The sequence below is a fragment of the Stakelama pacifica genome (assembly GCF_004361835.1).
Taxonomy (GTDB): Bacteria; Pseudomonadota; Alphaproteobacteria; order Sphingomonadales; family Sphingomonadaceae; genus Sphingomonas; species Sphingomonas pacifica.
Genome location: NZ_SNWD01000006.1, coordinates 141,107 through 157,719 on the forward strand (window position 1 = coordinate 141,107; position 16,613 = coordinate 157,719).

Below are 16,613 nucleotides of genomic sequence, written 5' to 3' on the forward strand. Positions count from 1 at the left end.
CGCCTTCGCCACGGTGTAAGACGCATTATTCAGATGATCGCGTAGCGGCGACGCAATCGCCGTTCAACCCATCAACCCGGCAGGAACATACATGGTATCCGGAGCACCCACCCCAGGACAGACTGGCGCGCAGCATCCGCGCAAAACCTATACCGCCGCTTTGTCGGTGCTTGCCTCGCTTTTCTTCATGTGGGGCTTCATCACGGTTCTGAACGACATTCTGATTCCGCATCTGAAAGTCGTGTTCGACCTGAACTATACGCAGGCGCTGCTCGTGCAGTTCGTCTGGTTCATCGCCTATTTCGTGATGTCGATTCCCTCGGCAAAGCTGCTCGAACGCACCGGCTATAAATGGTCGATCGTGATCGGCCTCGGCATCATGGCGGTCGGCGCGCTGGGCTTTCTGCCCGCCTCGCAATTCGTGTCCTACGGCTTCTTCCTTGGCGCGCTGTTCGTTCTGGCATCGGGGATCACGCTGCTTCAGGTCGCGGCCAATCCGTATGTCGCGGTGCTCGGCCCGCCCGAAACCTCTTCGGCGCGCCTCAATCTGGTGCAGGCGATGAATTCGGCCGGCACGATGGTCGCGCCGATCTTCGGCAGCCTGCTGATCCTCGGGCGCAGCAGTTCGGGCGCGATCGAGGGCGGCGATGCAGTCGCGGTGAAACTGACCGAGGCGCAGAAGCTCGCCGACGCCCAGTCGGTCCAGGCACCCTATATCGGCATCGTCATCGTGCTGCTGATCCTTGCGGTTATCTTCGCGCTCATCAAGCTGCCCGATCTCGGCAGCGATACCCGCCGCGTCGCGCGGGAGGAGCGCAAGCAGCACAGCCTGTGGAAACATCGCAACCTCGTCTTCGGCATTCCCGCGATCTTCATCTATCTGATCGCGGAAATCGGTGTAGGCAGCCTGCTCATCAGCTTCATCACCCGGCCCGATATCGGCGCGCTGACGCCTGAAAAGGCGGGAACCTATCTCACCCTGCTCTGGGGCGGGATGATGGTCGGCCGCTTTATCGGAAGTGCGCTGATGCGCTATATCCGCGCCGAAACCATGCTGGCGGGCGCTGCGACCGGCGCCTTCGTGCTGCTGATGTTCGTGGTGTTCGGCACCGGCCATATTTCGATGTGGGCGCTGGTGCTGGTCGGATTGTTCCATTCGATCATGTTCCCGACGATCTTCACGCTTGGCATTCGCGGTCTCGGCCCGCTGACCGAGGAAGGATCGGGGCTGCTGATCATGGCGATTGCGGGCGGCGCGCTTGCAACCGGTCAGGGCTGGCTTGCCGACCATTTCGGGCTGCAATGGTCGTTCCTGCTGCCTGCGGTCTGCGAAATCTATGTGCTGTTCTATGCTTTATGGGGCAGCAAGCCGACCAACGCGATCGCCGAAAGCGAGCCTCTGGAGCCCGCCGCGACGGCATAAGCACGGGAAGGGGGTGAGCCGGCAGCGCTCGCCCCTTTAACGCCCTTACCGACCCGGCTTTCGAGCTTCCTTGGTATCGGCAAAGGCCATATCGACCAGATCGGCCATCGCCTGATGCGCCCCCTCCGCATCACTCGCCGCCACCGCGTCGAACACTGCGCGGTGATCGGGCAGCGGATCGCGCGGCAGCGGATTGTGCCGCTGTTTGAACAGGGTCGTCCACGAAACGGCGGCACCCACCCCGCTGGTCAGCGTCGTCAGAAACGGATTGGCGGCTGCCTCCAGCAAGGTGGCGTGGAAATCCTGATCTGCCATCCGCCCCGCCTCGGTTGTCAGCGTATGTTCCGCCATGCCGTCCAGCGCGCGCGCCATCCGTTCGATCTGCGCATCGCTGCGCCGCTGCGCAGCGAGCATCGCCGCCTGCGGCTCGACGATCTTGCGCAGTTCGAACAGGCTGGCGACCAGCGCATCATCGGGCTCATGCTCGAAAATCCAGGACAGAATATCAGGATCCAGCAGATGCCATTTGCTCTGTTCGCTGATCCGGGTGCCCGTTTTGGGCCGCGATTCCACCAGTCCCTTGGCCGATAATATCCGCACCGCCTCGCGATAGGCAGTGCGCGAGACATTGAGTTCGTCCGCCGCTGCCACTTCGCCGTTCAGCGTTTCGCCGGGGCGGTATCGGCCCGAAACGATCCGGATGCCGATATCGCGCGCGATCGTGCCATGAATGCGAAGCGCCCTGGGGCGGTTCGGCTCGGATGCGCTGCTGGCTTTTCGAACGTTGGACATGGGCGTCTTTTACCGCAGTGCCGGGCGCGCACAACTATTGCGGCAAATCGACCCGGCAAGGCCGGGTTTTGCGCCGCCGGAGTATTTCGCTTCCCCTTTTGCGGTGCATTTCCTATATGATTGGAATGGCAACCGACCCCAAACAGAATGATTACGGCGCAGAATCCATCAAGGTGCTCAAAGGCCTCGATGCGGTGCGCAAACGCCCCGGAATGTATATCGGCGATACCGATGACGGTTCCGGTCTTCACCATATGGTGTTCGAAGTTTCGGACAATGCGATCGATGAGGCGCTGGCGGGGCATTGCGATCGCATCCTGATCGAACTGCTGCCCGACGGATCGGTCGCGGTCGAGGATAATGGCCGGGGCATCCCGACCGGCATCCACAAGGAAGAGGGCGTGTCGGCGGCGGAGGTCATCATGACCCAGCTTCACGCCGGTGGTAAGTTCGAAAACACCAATGAAGGCAATGCCTATAAGGTTTCGGGCGGTCTGCACGGCGTCGGCGTGTCGGTGGTGAACGCGCTTTCCGAGCATCTCGACCTGACGGTCTGGCGGGATGGAAAAGAGCATTTTATGCGCTTCCGCCGCGGCGATGCGGAGGCACCGCTGAAGGTTGTGGGCGAAGCGGGCGATCGCACCGGCACCCGGGTGACATTCCTGCCTTCGCCCGAAACGTTCAAAATCACCGAATTCGATTTCGACAAGCTGGAGCATCGCTATCGCGAGCTCGCTTTCCTCAATTCGGGCGTCCGGCTGGTGCTGCGCGACAGCAGGCATGAAGAAGTGCGCGAGGTGGAGCTGTTTTACGAAGGCGGGATTGCCGCGTTCGTCAAATATCTCGACCGCAACAAAACCTCGCTGCTCCCCGAACCGATCGCCATCGTCGGCGACCGCGACGATGTCGGCATCGACGTCGCGCTGGAATGGAACGACAGCTATTATGAAAATGTGCTGTGTTTCACGAATAACATTCCGCAGCGCGACGGCGGCACGCATCTCGCGGCGTTCCGCGCGGCGCTGACCCGCACGCTCAACGGCTATGCCGAGCGGTCGGGCGCGCTTAAAAAGGAAAAGGTCAACCTTACCGGCGACGATATGCGCGAAGGGCTGACCGCCATCGTGTCGGTGAAGCTGCCCGATCCCAAATTCGGGTCGCAGACCAAGGACAAGCTGGTTTCCTCTGAAGTGCGTCAGCCGCTTGAAAGCCTGATGGCCGACAAGCTGGTCGAATGGCTTGAGGAAAATCCGGGGCCCGCGAAAATGGTGATTCAAAAGGTCATCGACGCCGCCGCCGCGCGCGAGGCGGCACGCAAGGCGCGCGACCTGACCCGGCGCAAGGGCGCGATGGATATCGCCTCGCTGCCCGGCAAGCTTGCCGATTGTCAGGAACGCGATCCGGCCAAGTCCGAACTGTTTCTGGTCGAGGGCGATTCGGCAGGCGGCAGTGCGAAGCAGGGCCGCGACCGCCATTTTCAGGCGATTCTGCCCCTTCGCGGCAAGATCCTGAATACCGAACGCGCGCGGTTCGATCGGATGATCGCGTCGAAGGAAATCGGCACGCTGATTCAGGCGATGGGCACCGGCATTCGCGACGAGTTCAAGCTCGAAAAGCTGCGCTATCACAAGATCGTGATCATGACCGACGCTGATGTCGACGGCGCGCATATCCGCACGCTGCTGCTCACCTTTTTCTATCGCCAGATGCCCGAGATCATCGAGGCGGGCCATCTCTATATCGCGCAGCCGCCGCTGTATAAGGCGACGCGCGGCCGTTCCGAAGTCTATCTGAAAGACGACGCGGCGATGGACAATTATCTCGTCGAAAACGGCGTCGGTAATGCGCTGCTCGAAACGCAGAATGGCGCGCGGACCGGTGCGGACCTTCGCTCGCTGGTCGATCACGCCCGGCGGATGCGCACGCTGATGCGCTATGTCCCGCGCCGTTATGACAGTTCGATCATCGAAGCGCTGGCGATTGCCCGGGTGCTTGATCCGGTTGCAACGCGCGAGGAGCGGGGCGAGCGGCTGGCCGCAGTTGCCGAGCGGCTCGACATGACCGACGCCGATGCGCGCTGGTCGGCGGAGCTGACCGGTGAGGGCGGGCTGCACGTCCAGCGTCACTGGCGCGGCGTCACCGACCATCACATCATCGAACCGGCGTTTCTGGCGAGTGCCGAGGCGCGCAAGCTCCACGCGCTCGCGGCGGAAGAGGCGGCGAGCTATGCGACGCTCTCCAAACTTGTCCCCCTCAAAAATGCCGAAAGGCAGGAGGGCGAAGGCGCGGCAGGCGAGGATGAGGAAGACACCGTCGTCGCGGGCAAGGGCGAAACGCTGATCGCGCGGCCTTCCCAGTTGCTCGACGCGATCCTGCTTGCCGGGCGCAAGGGCCTGTCGGTGCAGCGCTATAAGGGGCTGGGAGAAATGAATGCCGAGCAGCTGTGGGAAACCACGCTCGACCCGACCAACCGTTCGATGCTGAAGGTGGAGATCCAGCAGGCCGATATCGCCGACGAAATCTTTACCCGGCTGATGGGCGATGTCGTCGAACCGCGCCGCGAATTCATTCAGGACAATGCGCTGAACGTCGCCAATCTCGACGTGTGATTCCGCGCCGCCTGACCGGTGGCGCAAAAAAGGGGCCGCGCTTCCTGTCAGGGGGCGCGGCCCTTTTGCGCAAGGCCGGCGATGCAACCATCGCGCCGCCCGGCGCATTGGTTGGGGCATGACCGAAACCCATGCGCTCCCCGACCGCCGCGCGCGTCTGCGCGCCTTTGTCCGGCTGAAGCTGGAGGCGCGGATGCTGCGCGGGGTGCTGATCCTCGCGCTCATCGGCATTGCCGCGCTCGGCTTCGGCTGGTGGCATCGCGCGCATGCGGTCGAACAGGTGCCGCTGGGGCGCGGCGTGGCGGGGGTCGATCCCGCCATTGCCGCCGCTGAACGCCCGGTGCGTCAGCTCCGCCCCACCCCGATGGAGACGCTGCGCAGCATCGGCCGTTCGATGGGCATGGGCAAGGCAAGCCATTACGGCCCGGGTCTTGCCGGCAACCCCACCGCAAGCGGCGAAATCTTCAATCCCCGAAAGCTCACCGCCGCCCACCGCACATTGCCGCTGGGCAGCCGGGTGCGCGTCATCAATCCGCGCAACGGGCAAAGCGTGGTGGTGCGGATCAACGATCGCGGCCCCTTTGTCGCGGGCCGGGTGATCGACCTTTCCACCGCAGCCGCCCGCCGGATCGGCCTGATGCAGCAGGGCGTCGGGCGAGTCGAATTGCGTCTGCTGATCGGCGAATCCGTCTGATCGTCGGGCGGACGGGGCAACTGATCGCGTTTCGAAAGCGAAACGCTTGGCGAGCCCCTCCGCGCGTCTAAAACACCGCCATCGTCAACGGCGGGGTATTTCCAGCGATGCGTTACTGGATCGGGCTAGCTGCATTCGCGCTTTCGTCACCGGCATGGGCAGGCGACGTCTCCGGCATCGACACAGCGATACCCGTTTCAACCGCATCCACCGAAATAGGTTCCGGGATGGCAAGCTGGTTCGGCGACGAAATCGCCGGACAGCGTACCGCCAGCGGCGCGACCTGCGACCCCGATCAGCTTACCGCTGCGCATCGCAACCTGCCCTTCGGCAGCAAGGTGCTGGTGACCAATTTGTCGAACGGCAAGGAGGTCGTCGTCACCATCACCGATCGGGGGCCTTATGCGCGCGGTCGCCTGATCGATTTATCCCGTGCCGCTGCCGAAGAAATCGGCCTTAAATCACAGGGGCATGGCGAGGTTTCGCTGGCGCTGGTCAGCAACTGATCGCGCCGTCGGGGGAACGATCCCCGACAACAAAGGTTGACCGTTACGCTGGTGCAATGCAGCAAATGGAACCTATGGCTACCTTACCCCCCATCACGAACAATCCCGACATCCGCTTTCTGGGTCGCGTCCTTGGCGACGTGATTCGTGACTATGGCGGCGAAGCGCTGTTCAAGCGGATCGAATATATCCGTTCGACCTCGGTCGACCGGCATCGCGGCATTGCGGGGGCGGATGCGATCGATCCGGGCCTCGACCGGCTGACGCTCGACGAAACGCTCGATTTCACGCGCGGCTTCATGCTGTTTTCGATGCTCGCCAATCTGGCCGAGGACCGGCAGGGCGTGTCCGCCGAACAGGATGCCGATGTCGCCCATGCGCTGGAAAAGCTGAAGGCCGACGGGATCGACCATGATGCGGTGATGGGCCTGCTCGGCGCGGCGCTGATCGTGCCGGTGCTTACCGCCCACCCGACCGAGGTGCGGCGCAAGAGCATGATCGACCATCGCAACCGAATCGCCGAGCTGATGCTGATGCGCGATGCGGGTGAGGAAGAAACGCCCGAGGGCGACCGCGTCGATGACGCGATCCTGCGCCAGATCGCGCTGCTGTGGCAGACCCGCGTGCTGCGCAACGAGCGCTTGTTCGTGACCGATGAGGTCGAAACCGCGCTGTCCTATATGCGCGATGTGTTCCTGCCGGTTCTGCCCGCGCTCTATGCCCGCTGGGACCGCGCGCTGGGTCAGCGCGTGCCCTCCTTCCTGAAGCCGGGAAGCTGGATCGGTGGCGACCGCGACGGCAATCCCTTCGTCACTGCCGATTCGCTGCGCTATGCGATGGCGCGCGCGGGCGAGACGGTGATCGTCCATTATCTCGATTCGCTCCATTCGCTGGGCGCTGAGCTTTCCATCTCGACGCGTCAGGTGCCCGTCGATGATGCCGTGCTTGCGCTTGCCGAAGCGAGCGGCGATGATTCGCTCAGCCGCGAAGACGAACCCTATCGCCGCGCGATCGGCGGCATTTACGCGCGCCTGTCCGCCACGCATGAAAAGCTGACCGGCAAGAAGCCGCCGCTTCCCTCTCAGCTCTCGGGCGAACCCTATGCCGATCCGGGCGAGCTTCGCGCCGATCTGGTGACGCTGGCGCGTGGGCTCGCCGCCAATAGCGGAAGCTCACTGCCCTCGGGCGGGGCGCTCGGTCGGCTGATCCGCGCGGTCGAGACGTTCGGCTTCCACCTCGCCACGCTCGATATGCGGCAGAACAGCGCAGTGCATGAGCGCGTCGTTGCCGAACTCCTCAAATCCGCCGGCGTCGAAAGCGATTATGCTGCGCTGGGCGAAGATGCGCGCGTCGAATTGCTGCGCCGCGAACTCGCCAGCGCGCGCCCGCTGACCAGCCCCTATGCAGAATATTCGGAAGAGACGGCCAAGGAATTGGCGATCCTCCATGCCGCGGCAGAGGCGCATGCGATTTATGGCCGGGGCAGCATCACCCAATATGTGATTTCGATGGCGACGTCGGTATCCGACCTGCTCGAAGTCAATCTGCTGCTCAAAGAGGCGGGCCTCTATATTCCGGGCGAACCGGCGCAGGCGCATGTCATGGCGGTGCCGCTGTTCGAAACCGTCGCTGACCTCGAAGCCGCACCTGATGTCATGCGCGCCTATTTCGGCCTTCCCGAAATCGCCGCAATCGCAAAGGCGCGCGGGCATCAGGAAGTGATGATCGGCTATTCCGATTCGAACAAGGATGGGGGCTATCTGACCTCGACCTGGCAGCTTGCGCGCGGATCGGCAGCGCTCGCCCCGGTGTTCGAAGAAGCCGGAATCGGCATCCAGCTGTTCCACGGGCGCGGCGGCGCGGTGGGACGCGGCGGCGGATCGGCCTTTTCCGCGATCAAGGCGCAGCCTCCCGGCACGGTCAACGGCCGCATCCGCATCACCGAACAGGGTGAGGTGATCGCCGCGAAATATGGGACCGAGGCAAGCGCCAAGACCAATCTGGAAGCCATCACGTCGGCGACGTTGCTCACCAGCCTTGAACCCGAACGGCTGAGCGACAAGGATTATGCCCGCTTTGCCGGTGCGATGGACCAGCTTTCCGATACCGCGTTCAAAGCCTATCGCGGGCTGGTCTATGAAACTGAGGGCTTCCGGACGTTCTTTCGCCAGATGACCCCGATCACCGAGATTTCGGGGCTGAAAATCGGGTCGCGCCCGGCCAGCCGCAAGAAATCCGACGCAATTGAGGATCTGCGCGCGATTCCGTGGGTCTTTTCCTGGGCGCAGGCGCGCGTGATGCTGCCCGGCTGGTACGGCGTGGGGCAGGCGATCGATGCGTTCGAAGATAAGGGCCTGCTGCGCGAGATGGCCGAAGCCTGGCCGCTGTTCGTCGCGACGCTCGAAAATATGGAGATGGTGCTCGCCAAATCGGACATGGGCATCGCTGCGCGCTATGCCCAGCTGGTCGAGGATGAAGAGCGCCGCGAGCATATTTTCGGTCGCATCCGCGATGCATGGCATCTGACGCAGGACGGACTTCTCAGCACCACGCGCCAGACCCGGCTGCTGCACAAACATCCGGCGCTCGAAACCTCGATCCGGCTGCGTTTGCCCTATATCGAGCCGCTCAACCTGCTCCAGATCGAGCTGCTCAAGCGGCACCGCGCGGGCGAAGAGGATGAACGGATCGGCGAGGGCATCCTCCTGTCGATCAACGCGATCGCCACCGCGCTGCGCAATTCGGGCTGACCCGTCGTACTGTATTGCAATGGCAATACAGTTGCGATAGAAACGGGCGGTTCCCCAGGAACGGTTTGCGATCTGATTGTATCAGATCGACCGCTCTGGATTGTTGTTCTGACGCATTTTCTGAACAGTCAGGTGATTCCGGCTGACTGGAAAATGCGCAAGGAGCCGCCGATGCCCGATGAAATGCTTGCGCCGCGTCGCAACGACACGCTGACCCCCGAAACGCTGCCAAGGGCCGAACGGCCTTCGCCGGTGCTTCAGCGGCTGCATGCGCTGGTGGCAAAGGGCTATCGCCCCACGCTCGGCGTCGGCGACAATATCGATTCGATCGTGCTTCGCCATCGCGCGCGCACGCCCGATCTGGTGCTGCATGCCGATGGCGTGGTTGAAGGGCTTGGCGGGCGATTGCCTTTCTACAAGCGCGACCTCAGCCTCGGCGACCCGATCGGCGCGGGCGGCGACGATCAGCAATTGCGCTTCCTCCAGTTGCTTAATGCCGTTCCGCGCGCCTCACTGCGCGACCGGACACGCCGCTTCCGGCATCGCTATGTCTATCTGCCGCTCGCCATGGGCGCGATCTGGATGGCCTGTATCGGCCTCACCATGCTGGTGCTCAGCAATACGTAAGGTGCTGCCGACGTCTCCAATCATTGTCATTGCAAGCCCCGAAGGGGCGCGGCAATCCAGATACGCGCGGGTGAAAATCGACCGCGGCTGGATCGCCGCGTCGTTACGCTCCTCGCGATGACGCAAAATTCCCTGAGTCGGATTTATCGAAGGTTAAGATCGCAGCCCGGCCGCACCGGCTTCACCGCTCCAGGAACAGCCCGGCAATATCGTCGCGAATCCGGCAGAGTCGCCCGCTCGCCCGGTCGATCATCGCCCAGGTGGTGCGCGCCTCGACCTTCACTGAGCCGTCCTCCCCGGTAAAGCGCATCAGCCGGTCGAACCGCGCGCCGCGCGGCGCATCCTCGACCCAGGTTTCGGCGGTCACCGTCTGACCCGCCTGAACATTGCCGCGATAATCGATCTCATGCCGGGTGATGACCCAGAAATAGCGTTCGACAAACTCGGCAGGCGCGACTGCCTCCCAATGCGCGACAGCGACGTCCTGAATCCACTGGACCCAGACCGCATTGTTGACATGGCCCAGCACATCGATGTGCTCGGGCCGGGCGGTGATCTGACGAGTGAAACGCTTCATCGCAGTTAGTCTAGCGTAGGCGAATACTGAACGAAACGTTGTTTTGCGTTCATGCAACCGCCGATACGCATCATGGTTATTCTTTCCGCAAATAGGGAGATACCAGATGCGTAGTTTGATTCTCGGCCTGACCGCCGCAACACTGACCGTTCCGGCAATGCCCGCAATCGCGCGCGATCATCATGGTCATGGACGTCACCAGCATTATAATCCCGAAGCCCATTATCGGCGCGGCGAACCGATCCGAGTGACCCGCAACACCCGCGTCTATCGCGGCGACAATGGCCGTTATTATTGCCGCCGCCCCGACGGCACAACCGGCCTGATCATCGGCGCGGCCGCTGGCGGCGTGCTGGGCAATATGCTGGGCAAAGGCGATTCGAAGCTGCTGACGACGGTTATCGGCGGCGCGGCGGGCGGTCTGCTGGGTCGCGAGATCGAACGCGGCAATGTGACCTGCCGCTAAAAGCACAGCGATCCGACAGCGACTCACTTGAGCCCTTCCCCTTCAGGGGAGGGGTTGAGGTGGGGCAAGCGGCGGTCCCGACGGGGCCGCCGTTTCATGACGCCCGGCACGGGAGCGGCGCCGCGTCCGGGCGCGAAAACGTCACCCGGTCGCCCTTACCGCGAAGCACATAGCCGCCCGACCGATACAGAATACCGGACGCGACCGGCTGCGCCTTCAGCGTCGCGATCGCCTTGCCCTTCGATCCGATGACCACCTCGTTGCTCACCGGATCAAACGTCGCGCTGAAGCGGCTGCCGTCGATACAATCGAGCGTGCGCGTCACCGCTTCTGCCGGCTGATCGCTCCCCTCCGGCCGGGTAACGAAATCGATATTCGCGATCCGCCAGTCGGCATGGTTCGCGGCGCGCAGTACCGCCTGCCCTTCGCGTCGGATCTGCGTTCCGTCCGCGTCGGTCGCGATCAGGATCAGCGGGATTGCGACACGCAGCGCGCCCTCGCCGTCGGGCCGGGGGGCACCCGGCGTACCCATATCGACGCGGAACGCAGCATAGCGATCGACCATATCGCCGAAACGCTGCCCATTGTCGGCCTGTGGCTGCCACAGCGCCTGCGCATCTCCGGCATCGCCGGTCGCGATCAGCGCAAAATAACGCTGCAATATTCCCGCCGCCGCCTTTGCCGCTTGCTCATCTTCACGCGAAAGCTCCGGTGCCTGACTGCCGTTTCCCGGCGCGCTCACCACCGGCTCGGCCGACATGGCGTTCCCGCCATGGGCGCGGTTTTGGCCGTTTTCCGATGGCCCACCGCATCCGGCGAGAAGCATCGCCGCCGCTCCGCATACAATCGCCGCGCGCATCGCTCAGCCTCCGGTCGCGCCCTGCGGCATGTCGATCCGCGCGATATGCCAGCCTGTCCGGTCCTTGCCCGTGCCTTCACCATCGGCGGCACTGTGCAGCACCAGCGTCGCTTTGGTGCGGAACGCGCTCGCCCCGCCGCGCAGCGTACCGTGCAGCGTTACCGGCACTTCGATCGTGCGATCGCCCGAATCAGTCCCGGTGTTTTGCGGCTCGCCGATATCGGCCTGATAGCTCGAATATTTCTCGAATTGCTGCGCGAATTGCTGCGGGGTGCGGCCCGATGCCCTGCCGCCGTCTTCCCACAGCTTTTGCGCCTGCTCATATTGGCCCGCGCTGATATAGGCGTAATAACGCTGCACCGTTTCGCGCGCTTCGCGGCCCGGTACCGGCCCCTGATCGCCCGCCACCGGCTTCGGGATCTGAGCATTCATCAGCATTGCGTCGGCGGCATTGGCGGGCGGTACCGCATTCACCTCGGCCCCGCCGATTGCGCTCATATTGTCGGGCGAGCGAACATTCTGCGTCACCGTCACTACATCATTGCCAGCGCTCTCATTCGCAGCATTGTCAGGCGAATCCCTGAATTCGCACCCGGCAAGCATCAGGCCGGGCAGCAGTGCGAGGATCGGCAGGCGGACGGCGGATCGGGCCATTGCGGGAGGTTCCTTTTGTCGTGAGCGCAGGACCGCCCGCGCTCACGCCGCAGCATGGCGCGGCGGATCGCGAACGGCAACCGGCTGGTCCGGTTTACGGCTTCATCGCCTCGCTTTCGGAATCGGTGCGACCCGATTCTCCGGTGCGCCCGGCATCCCAGTCGGCCTGCGCCTCATCTTCGTCACGATCGGCGCGCGTCTGGCGGCGGTCTTCGTCTTCTTCGCCCAGATCGTCGTCGGTCATGTCGATCGAATCTTCGTCTTCCTCATCCTCGAACGCATGGGTGCGATCGGGGTCGAGATCGGTGATCAGCGATCCGTCGCGCGGTCCGCCGCGCGTGGTTTCCAGAATCTCGGCGCGCTGGCTTTCGTCATAGCCGCGCTCGTCATAGCCGTCGTCTTCCGGGCCTTGTTCGGGTACTCGGTGGCCGCCCATAAATGCCTCTTCTCATTCGGTGCGACAGCAACAGCGCTGTCCCTCATCCGAACGGCGAAGCACCCCATCGCGTTCCCTGAAGCGGGCCCTTACCCGGCGGCGGGCCGGAACAATCGCCCGCGCTCGGCGATCAGGACGATGCCCAGCGCGACCAGCCCCGAAATGACGAACCCGGCATACAGCGGCACGGTGGTCCCGTCATATTGCTGCCCGATCCACGCACCGATCAGCGCGCCGCCCATCGTCGCGACAAATCCCTGAAGGCTCGACGCCGTCCCCGCAATCTCGCCCATATGCTCCATCGCCATCGACGAGAAATTGGAATTGGCTAGCCCGAAACACGCCATGGCCAGCGCCTGCAGCCCCGCAAAGGTCCAGATATTCTCATATCCCGCCCATGCGATGGCGAGGTGGATCGCGGAAATGCCGATAAAACCGCACAATGCCGAATGCGAAATCAGCCGCGTTCCGAAATGCATCACGATGCGCGAGTTGAAATAATTGCCGACCGCCATGGTCCCGGCGATACAGGCGAAGATGACGACGAGCAGATGCGGCAGGCCGAGCACCTCCGACACGATCTGCTGCACCGATCCGATAAAGCCGAACAGCGCGCCGGTCAGCAGCGATGCGGCCAGCGTGTATCCCACGGCATAGCGATCGGCGAGCATGAAGCGATAACCGCCGATCAGCCGCCCGACGCTCAGCGGCTGCCGCCGTTCGGGGGGAAGCGTTTCGGGCATGCGGACCAGAAACCAGATCGCGACGATCAGGCTGACCAGCGCCACCCCGCCGAAGATGAAGCGCCAGTTGGCAAAGATCAGCACCAGCTCGCCAAAGCTCGGCGCCAGCACCGGGGCCGCCATGAACACGATAAAGGCAAGGCTCATCACCCGCGCCATTGCGCGCCCGGCGAAACAGTCGCGGACCAGCGCGATCGTCACCACCCGCGCCGATGCCACCGCCATCCCGGCGGCGAATCGCCCGATCAGCAGCAGCGTGAAGCTGCCCGACAGCGCGACGATGACATTGGTCACTGCATAAGCGAGCAGCCCGAAGCCGAGGATCGGGCGCCTCCCGAACCGGTCGGACAGCGGCCCGTGCGCCAGCTGCGCAATCGCAAAGCCCAGCAGGAAGCTGGTGATAACGAATTGCCGGTCATTCGCTTCCGCCACGCCCAGCGTAGCCCCGATTGCGGGCAGCGCGGGCAGCATCGAATCGATACCGAGCGCGGTCAGCGCCATCATCGCGGCGATCAGCGCGACGAATTCGGGCAGGGCGATGGGCGGCGCGTCGGCCGAGGCTTGCGTACGATGTTCCATGGGCAGCGATGCCATGAACGAACTTCGCGCCCGCGTCACCCGCCTTTCGCTTGACGCACACGCCACACCTGTTAGTGTGTTATCGTAACAACACACAGGAGATATCGCCATGCGTACCGCGCTCATCCTCGCGCCCATCGCCCTGCTCGCGGGCTGCGGCGGCAATGACCATGGCGGCCATGACGATGATAGCGGCACCTCGATCACGATCAGCGGCCAGGACGAAAACGGTCAGGCGGTTCTTGCAAAGGCCGACGGCAATACGGGCGAAGTATCGCTCAACATGCCGGGCTTTGAGGGCAAACTGAAAGTACCGCGCCTGAACCTCGATGCCGGGGACGTGGATATTGACGGCGTGCCGCTCTATCCCGGATCGACGATCAGCGACATCCATATCGATGCGAAGGGCGAGGGGCCGAACAAGGGCAGGGATAAGGTGAATTTCACCTTCGAAAGCCCCGCTTCGGCGGAGAAGGTGCGCGACTGGTTCCGTCAGAAATTCGCCGATAAGGGCACGCCGGTAAAGCTGGAGGGCGACCGCCTGATCGGCGCGACGAAGAATGACGGCGGGTTCGAACTGGCAATCACCCCCGCGGGCCCCGACCGGGCACAGGGCAGACTGCAACTGCGCAACTGACCCGCCGCAGAAGCGCGTCATCACAGGCGGACCCGCCCGCCGCCCCGCGCCGCAACCGTCACCCCGGACTTGTTCCGGGGTCCACGGTCCCGCCAGCACGCGGACGGTTGCTCCTGCGGCTCGGTGGCTGCCGGGACCAGCCCGGCATGACGAGGGGACGATAGAGCCGCCGCCGATCCGCCCCTCCGCATCGCGAGCGTAATACCGGCCTTTCGTTGATCCGAACCTGTGGTGCCAACATCCGGCAATCCAGAGCGCCACACCGTCCGCAGCCTCGCATCACGCCGCTCCACGCAACCATAGCGGCACACGCCATCGGCCCCGGTCTCTCGCCGGGGCGACGCATGGGGGTAGCGGCTTATATGCACCGCGCTTTTCCACAATCGTCGCCCCGGCGAAGGCCGGGGCCGCATCCGTTTGCCCGAACGCCAACCCGAACCACACCCAACCGTCACCCCGGACTTGATCCGGGGTCCACGGTCCCGCCAGCGCGCGGACGGTTACTCCTGCGGCTTGGTGGATGCCGGGACCAGCCCGGCATGACGAGGGGGCGATAGAGCCGCCCCCGATCCGTCCCTCCGCATCGCGAAGCATAAGCGCCGTCCCCCACCACCGCCGCCCATTGACATCCTCCCCGCCACCGCGTCAGATGGTATCGCTATCATCAAGAACGGCGCGCACATGCCGCGGATGGAGGGGAAGATCATGACCACGGCACCACGCGCCGCCACGTCGCTGCGCGCACCCTTTGGCGGCACGCGCATTCCATGAGCGATTCCGCCGCCGCCACGCCGCCCGCCGCGCCTGTCAAACCGCGCGGGCGCATTCGCTGGATCGTCTGCGCGCTGCTCTTCTTCGCGGTGGTGCTCTCGTACATGGACCGGCTGGTCTTGCCGGTGCTCAAGCCCGACCTTTCCGCCCGTTATCACTGGAGCGAGGACGGCTATGCCGATCTCGCTGCCTATTTTCAGCTCGTCTATGGCATCGGCTATGTCTTTGCCGGCTGGGCGGTGGATCGGCTGGGCGCACGCTGGGGCTATGCGATCGCGATGGCGATGTGGACGTTCGGCCATGTGCTTCACACCGCGTTCACCAGCACATCGGGTATGCTGATCGCGCGCGTGCCATTGGGGCTGGGGGAGGCCGCAACCTTTCCCGCCGCACTGAAATCGGTCAGCGACTGGTTCCCGAAGCGCGAGCGGGCTTTTGCCATCGGCATCTTCAACGCCGGGTCGAATGTCGGCGCGATCATCACGCCCTTGCTCGTGCCATGGATCGTGGTCGGGCTTGGCTTGGGCTGGCGCGCGGCGTTCTTCGTCACCGGCGCATTGTCGATCGTGTGGATCGCGATCTGGGTCGCCTTCTACCGCACCCCGCGCGAGAAAAAGTCGGTATCAGCAGAGGAAGTCGCGTGGATCGAGGCAGACCCCATGCCCGAACCCACCGGCAAGGTCCGCTGGGCCGCGATGTTCCGCCATCGTCAGACCTGGGCCTATATGCTCGGCCGGTTCATCATTGACCCCTTCTGGTGGACCTTCCTCTTCTGGCTCCCCGATTTCTTCTCGCGCCGCTTCGACCTTAATCTCAGCGATTTCGGACCCCCGCTGGTGGTTGCCTATATCATGGCCGATGTTGGCTCGATCGCGGGCGGCTGGGGCAGTTCGCGCCTGCTCGCACGCGGCCGCACCACCAACAAAGCGCGCAAAATGGCGATGTTCGGCGCGGCGCTGTGTGCGGTACCGATCATGTTCGCGACCGAAGCGCCCAGCCTGTGGATCGCGGTGCTGCTGATCGGGCTTGCGCTTGCCGGGCATCAGGCATTTTCGGCCAATCTCTACGCGCTTCCGGGCGACCTCTTCCCGCGTGCCATGGTCGGATCGGTCGTCGGCATCGGCGGGCTGTCGGGCGCGATCGGCGGCTTTCTGATGGCGAAATCGGCGGGATGGATTCTCGACAGCGTCGGCAGCTTCCGTCCGATCTTCATCGCCGCAGGATGCGCCTATCTGGTCGCGCTGCTTGTGATTCACCTCGTCGTGCCGCGCTGGCAGCCGATCCATGGGGGAGAAGCCTGAGCGGCTGATAGCAACAAAAGCCCATCGCCCCAACGTCATTGCGAGCCCCGCAGGGGCGCGGCAATCCAGAGCGTCACGCACATCGCTGGATCGCTTCGTCGCTGCGCTTCTCGCGATGACGATGGGATTGGTGCGTTACGGTTACTGCCGCCCGGTAAGACATGCTATTCCCGTGACAAAATGGGAGAG

Annotated in this window: 15 protein-coding genes; 9 read left to right on the plus strand and 6 right to left on the minus strand. The window is 63.8% G+C overall.

Features of this window, described 5'->3' with window-relative positions; translation table 11 throughout:
• Positions 1–91: 91 nt before the first annotated feature.
• The gene (locus tag EV664_RS10630; protein WP_133495685.1) at positions 92–1,423 is read left to right on the plus strand and encodes a sugar MFS transporter; all 1,332 of its coding nucleotides are present in this window, start codon (positions 92–94) and stop codon (positions 1,421–1,423) included.
• A 45-nt stretch (positions 1,424–1,468) separates the two neighbouring features.
• On the opposite strand, the gene EV664_RS10635 is transcribed toward EV664_RS10630, so the two are convergent.
• Positions 1,469–2,215: a FadR/GntR family transcriptional regulator gene (locus EV664_RS10635; protein ID WP_133495686.1), complete on the minus strand. Its 747-nt coding sequence runs from the start codon at positions 2,213–2,215 to the stop codon at positions 1,469–1,471.
• Positions 2,216–2,340: 125 nt separating this feature from the next.
• Between EV664_RS10635 and gyrB the strand changes: the two genes are divergently transcribed.
• The 5 genes from gyrB (at position 2,341) to EV664_RS10660 (ending at position 9,401) form a co-directional block, all read left to right on the plus strand.
• Positions 2,341–4,824, plus strand: a complete 2,484-nt coding sequence (gene gyrB / locus EV664_RS10640) for a DNA topoisomerase (ATP-hydrolyzing) subunit B (protein WP_133495687.1) — start codon at positions 2,341–2,343, stop codon at positions 4,822–4,824.
• A gap of 118 nt (positions 4,825–4,942) precedes the next feature.
• Positions 4,943–5,518, plus strand: a complete 576-nt coding sequence (locus EV664_RS10645) for a septal ring lytic transglycosylase RlpA family protein (RefSeq protein ID WP_133495688.1) — start codon at positions 4,943–4,945, stop codon at positions 5,516–5,518.
• 227 nt (positions 5,519–5,745) lie between these two features.
• Positions 5,746–6,024, plus strand: a complete 279-nt coding sequence (locus tag EV664_RS10650; RefSeq protein ID WP_133495735.1) for a septal ring lytic transglycosylase RlpA family protein — start codon at positions 5,746–5,748, stop codon at positions 6,022–6,024.
• 74 nt (positions 6,025–6,098) lie between these two features.
• Complete coding sequence (gene ppc / locus EV664_RS10655) at positions 6,099–8,774, plus strand: phosphoenolpyruvate carboxylase (protein WP_133495689.1); 2,676 nt, start codon at positions 6,099–6,101, stop codon at positions 8,772–8,774.
• Between the two features lie 171 nt (positions 8,775–8,945).
• The gene (locus EV664_RS10660; protein WP_133495690.1) at positions 8,946–9,401 is read left to right on the plus strand and encodes a hypothetical protein; all 456 of its coding nucleotides are present in this window, start codon (positions 8,946–8,948) and stop codon (positions 9,399–9,401) included.
• Positions 9,402–9,582: 181 nt separating this feature from the next.
• Here EV664_RS10660 and EV664_RS10665 read toward each other — a convergent pair whose 3' ends face one another.
• Complete coding sequence (locus EV664_RS10665; RefSeq protein ID WP_133495691.1) at positions 9,583–9,978, minus strand: acyl-CoA thioesterase; 396 nt, start codon at positions 9,976–9,978, stop codon at positions 9,583–9,585.
• Between the two features lie 106 nt (positions 9,979–10,084).
• Here EV664_RS10665 and EV664_RS10670 point away from each other — a divergent pair, with 106 nt between their 5' ends.
• A complete protein-coding gene (locus tag EV664_RS10670; RefSeq protein WP_133495692.1) occupies positions 10,085–10,444 on the plus strand; it encodes a glycine zipper 2TM domain-containing protein in 360 nt (119 codons plus the stop codon).
• A gap of 94 nt (positions 10,445–10,538) precedes the next feature.
• On the opposite strand, the gene EV664_RS10675 is transcribed toward EV664_RS10670, so the two are convergent.
• The 4 genes from EV664_RS10675 to EV664_RS10690 form a co-directional block, all read right to left on the minus strand.
• Positions 10,539–11,204 carry an MliC family protein gene (locus EV664_RS10675; RefSeq protein ID WP_188656401.1) on the minus strand — a complete coding sequence of 222 codons (666 nt, stop codon included), beginning with the start codon at positions 11,202–11,204 and terminating at the stop codon, positions 10,539–10,541.
• Positions 11,205–11,306: 102 nt separating this feature from the next.
• The gene (locus EV664_RS10680; protein ID WP_133495694.1) at positions 11,307–11,957 is read right to left on the minus strand and encodes a hypothetical protein; all 651 of its coding nucleotides are present in this window, start codon (positions 11,955–11,957) and stop codon (positions 11,307–11,309) included.
• A gap of 94 nt (positions 11,958–12,051) precedes the next feature.
• Positions 12,052–12,393, minus strand: a complete 342-nt coding sequence (locus EV664_RS10685; RefSeq protein WP_133495695.1) for a DNA primase — start codon at positions 12,391–12,393, stop codon at positions 12,052–12,054.
• 89 nt (positions 12,394–12,482) lie between these two features.
• The gene (locus EV664_RS10690; RefSeq protein WP_133495696.1) at positions 12,483–13,730 is read right to left on the minus strand and encodes a multidrug effflux MFS transporter; all 1,248 of its coding nucleotides are present in this window, start codon (positions 13,728–13,730) and stop codon (positions 12,483–12,485) included.
• Between the two features lie 94 nt (positions 13,731–13,824).
• Between EV664_RS10690 and EV664_RS10695 the strand changes: the two genes are divergently transcribed.
• Both EV664_RS10695 and EV664_RS10700 read left to right on the plus strand, forming a co-directional pair.
• Positions 13,825–14,352 (plus strand): hypothetical protein, encoded by a 528-nt coding sequence (locus EV664_RS10695; protein ID WP_133495697.1) that lies wholly within the window; start codon positions 13,825–13,827, stop codon positions 14,350–14,352.
• A 767-nt stretch (positions 14,353–15,119) separates the two neighbouring features.
• Entirely contained in the window at positions 15,120–16,424 is a 1,305-nt protein-coding gene (locus tag EV664_RS10700; RefSeq protein WP_133495698.1) for an MFS transporter, read from the plus strand.
• Positions 16,425–16,613 lie beyond the last annotated feature (189 nt).

Bases quoted from the DNA above. Each gene is read 5' to 3' on its own strand.
- ppc (WP_133495689.1), top strand. From the start codon at position 6,099: ATGGCTACCTTACCCCCCATCACGAACAATCCCGACATCCGCTTTCTG.
- EV664_RS10680 (WP_133495694.1), bottom strand. From the start codon at position 11,957: ATGGCCCGATCCGCCGTCCGCCTGCCGATCCTCGCACTGCTGCCCGGC.
- EV664_RS10670 (WP_133495692.1), top strand. From the start codon at position 10,085: ATGCGTAGTTTGATTCTCGGCCTGACCGCCGCAACACTGACCGTTCCG.
- EV664_RS10630 (WP_133495685.1), top strand. From the start codon at position 92: ATGGTATCCGGAGCACCCACCCCAGGACAGACTGGCGCGCAGCATCCG.
- EV664_RS10685 (WP_133495695.1), bottom strand. From the start codon at position 12,393: ATGGGCGGCCACCGAGTACCCGAACAAGGCCCGGAAGACGACGGCTAT.
- EV664_RS10675 (WP_188656401.1), bottom strand. From the start codon at position 11,204: ATGTCGGCCGAGCCGGTGGTGAGCGCGCCGGGAAACGGCAGTCAGGCA.
- EV664_RS10690 (WP_133495696.1), bottom strand. From the start codon at position 13,730: ATGGCATCGCTGCCCATGGAACATCGTACGCAAGCCTCGGCCGACGCG.
- EV664_RS10695 (WP_133495697.1), top strand. From the start codon at position 13,825: ATGCGTACCGCGCTCATCCTCGCGCCCATCGCCCTGCTCGCGGGCTGC.
- EV664_RS10650 (WP_133495735.1), top strand. From the start codon at position 5,746: ATGGCAAGCTGGTTCGGCGACGAAATCGCCGGACAGCGTACCGCCAGC.
- EV664_RS10635 (WP_133495686.1), bottom strand. From the start codon at position 2,215: ATGTCCAACGTTCGAAAAGCCAGCAGCGCATCCGAGCCGAACCGCCCC.
- EV664_RS10645 (WP_133495688.1), top strand. From the start codon at position 4,943: ATGACCGAAACCCATGCGCTCCCCGACCGCCGCGCGCGTCTGCGCGCC.
- gyrB (WP_133495687.1), top strand. From the start codon at position 2,341: ATGGCAACCGACCCCAAACAGAATGATTACGGCGCAGAATCCATCAAG.
- EV664_RS10665 (WP_133495691.1), bottom strand. From the start codon at position 9,978: ATGAAGCGTTTCACTCGTCAGATCACCGCCCGGCCCGAGCACATCGAT.
- EV664_RS10660 (WP_133495690.1), top strand. From the start codon at position 8,946: ATGCCCGATGAAATGCTTGCGCCGCGTCGCAACGACACGCTGACCCCC.
- EV664_RS10700 (WP_133495698.1), top strand. From the start codon at position 15,120: ATGAGCGATTCCGCCGCCGCCACGCCGCCCGCCGCGCCTGTCAAACCG.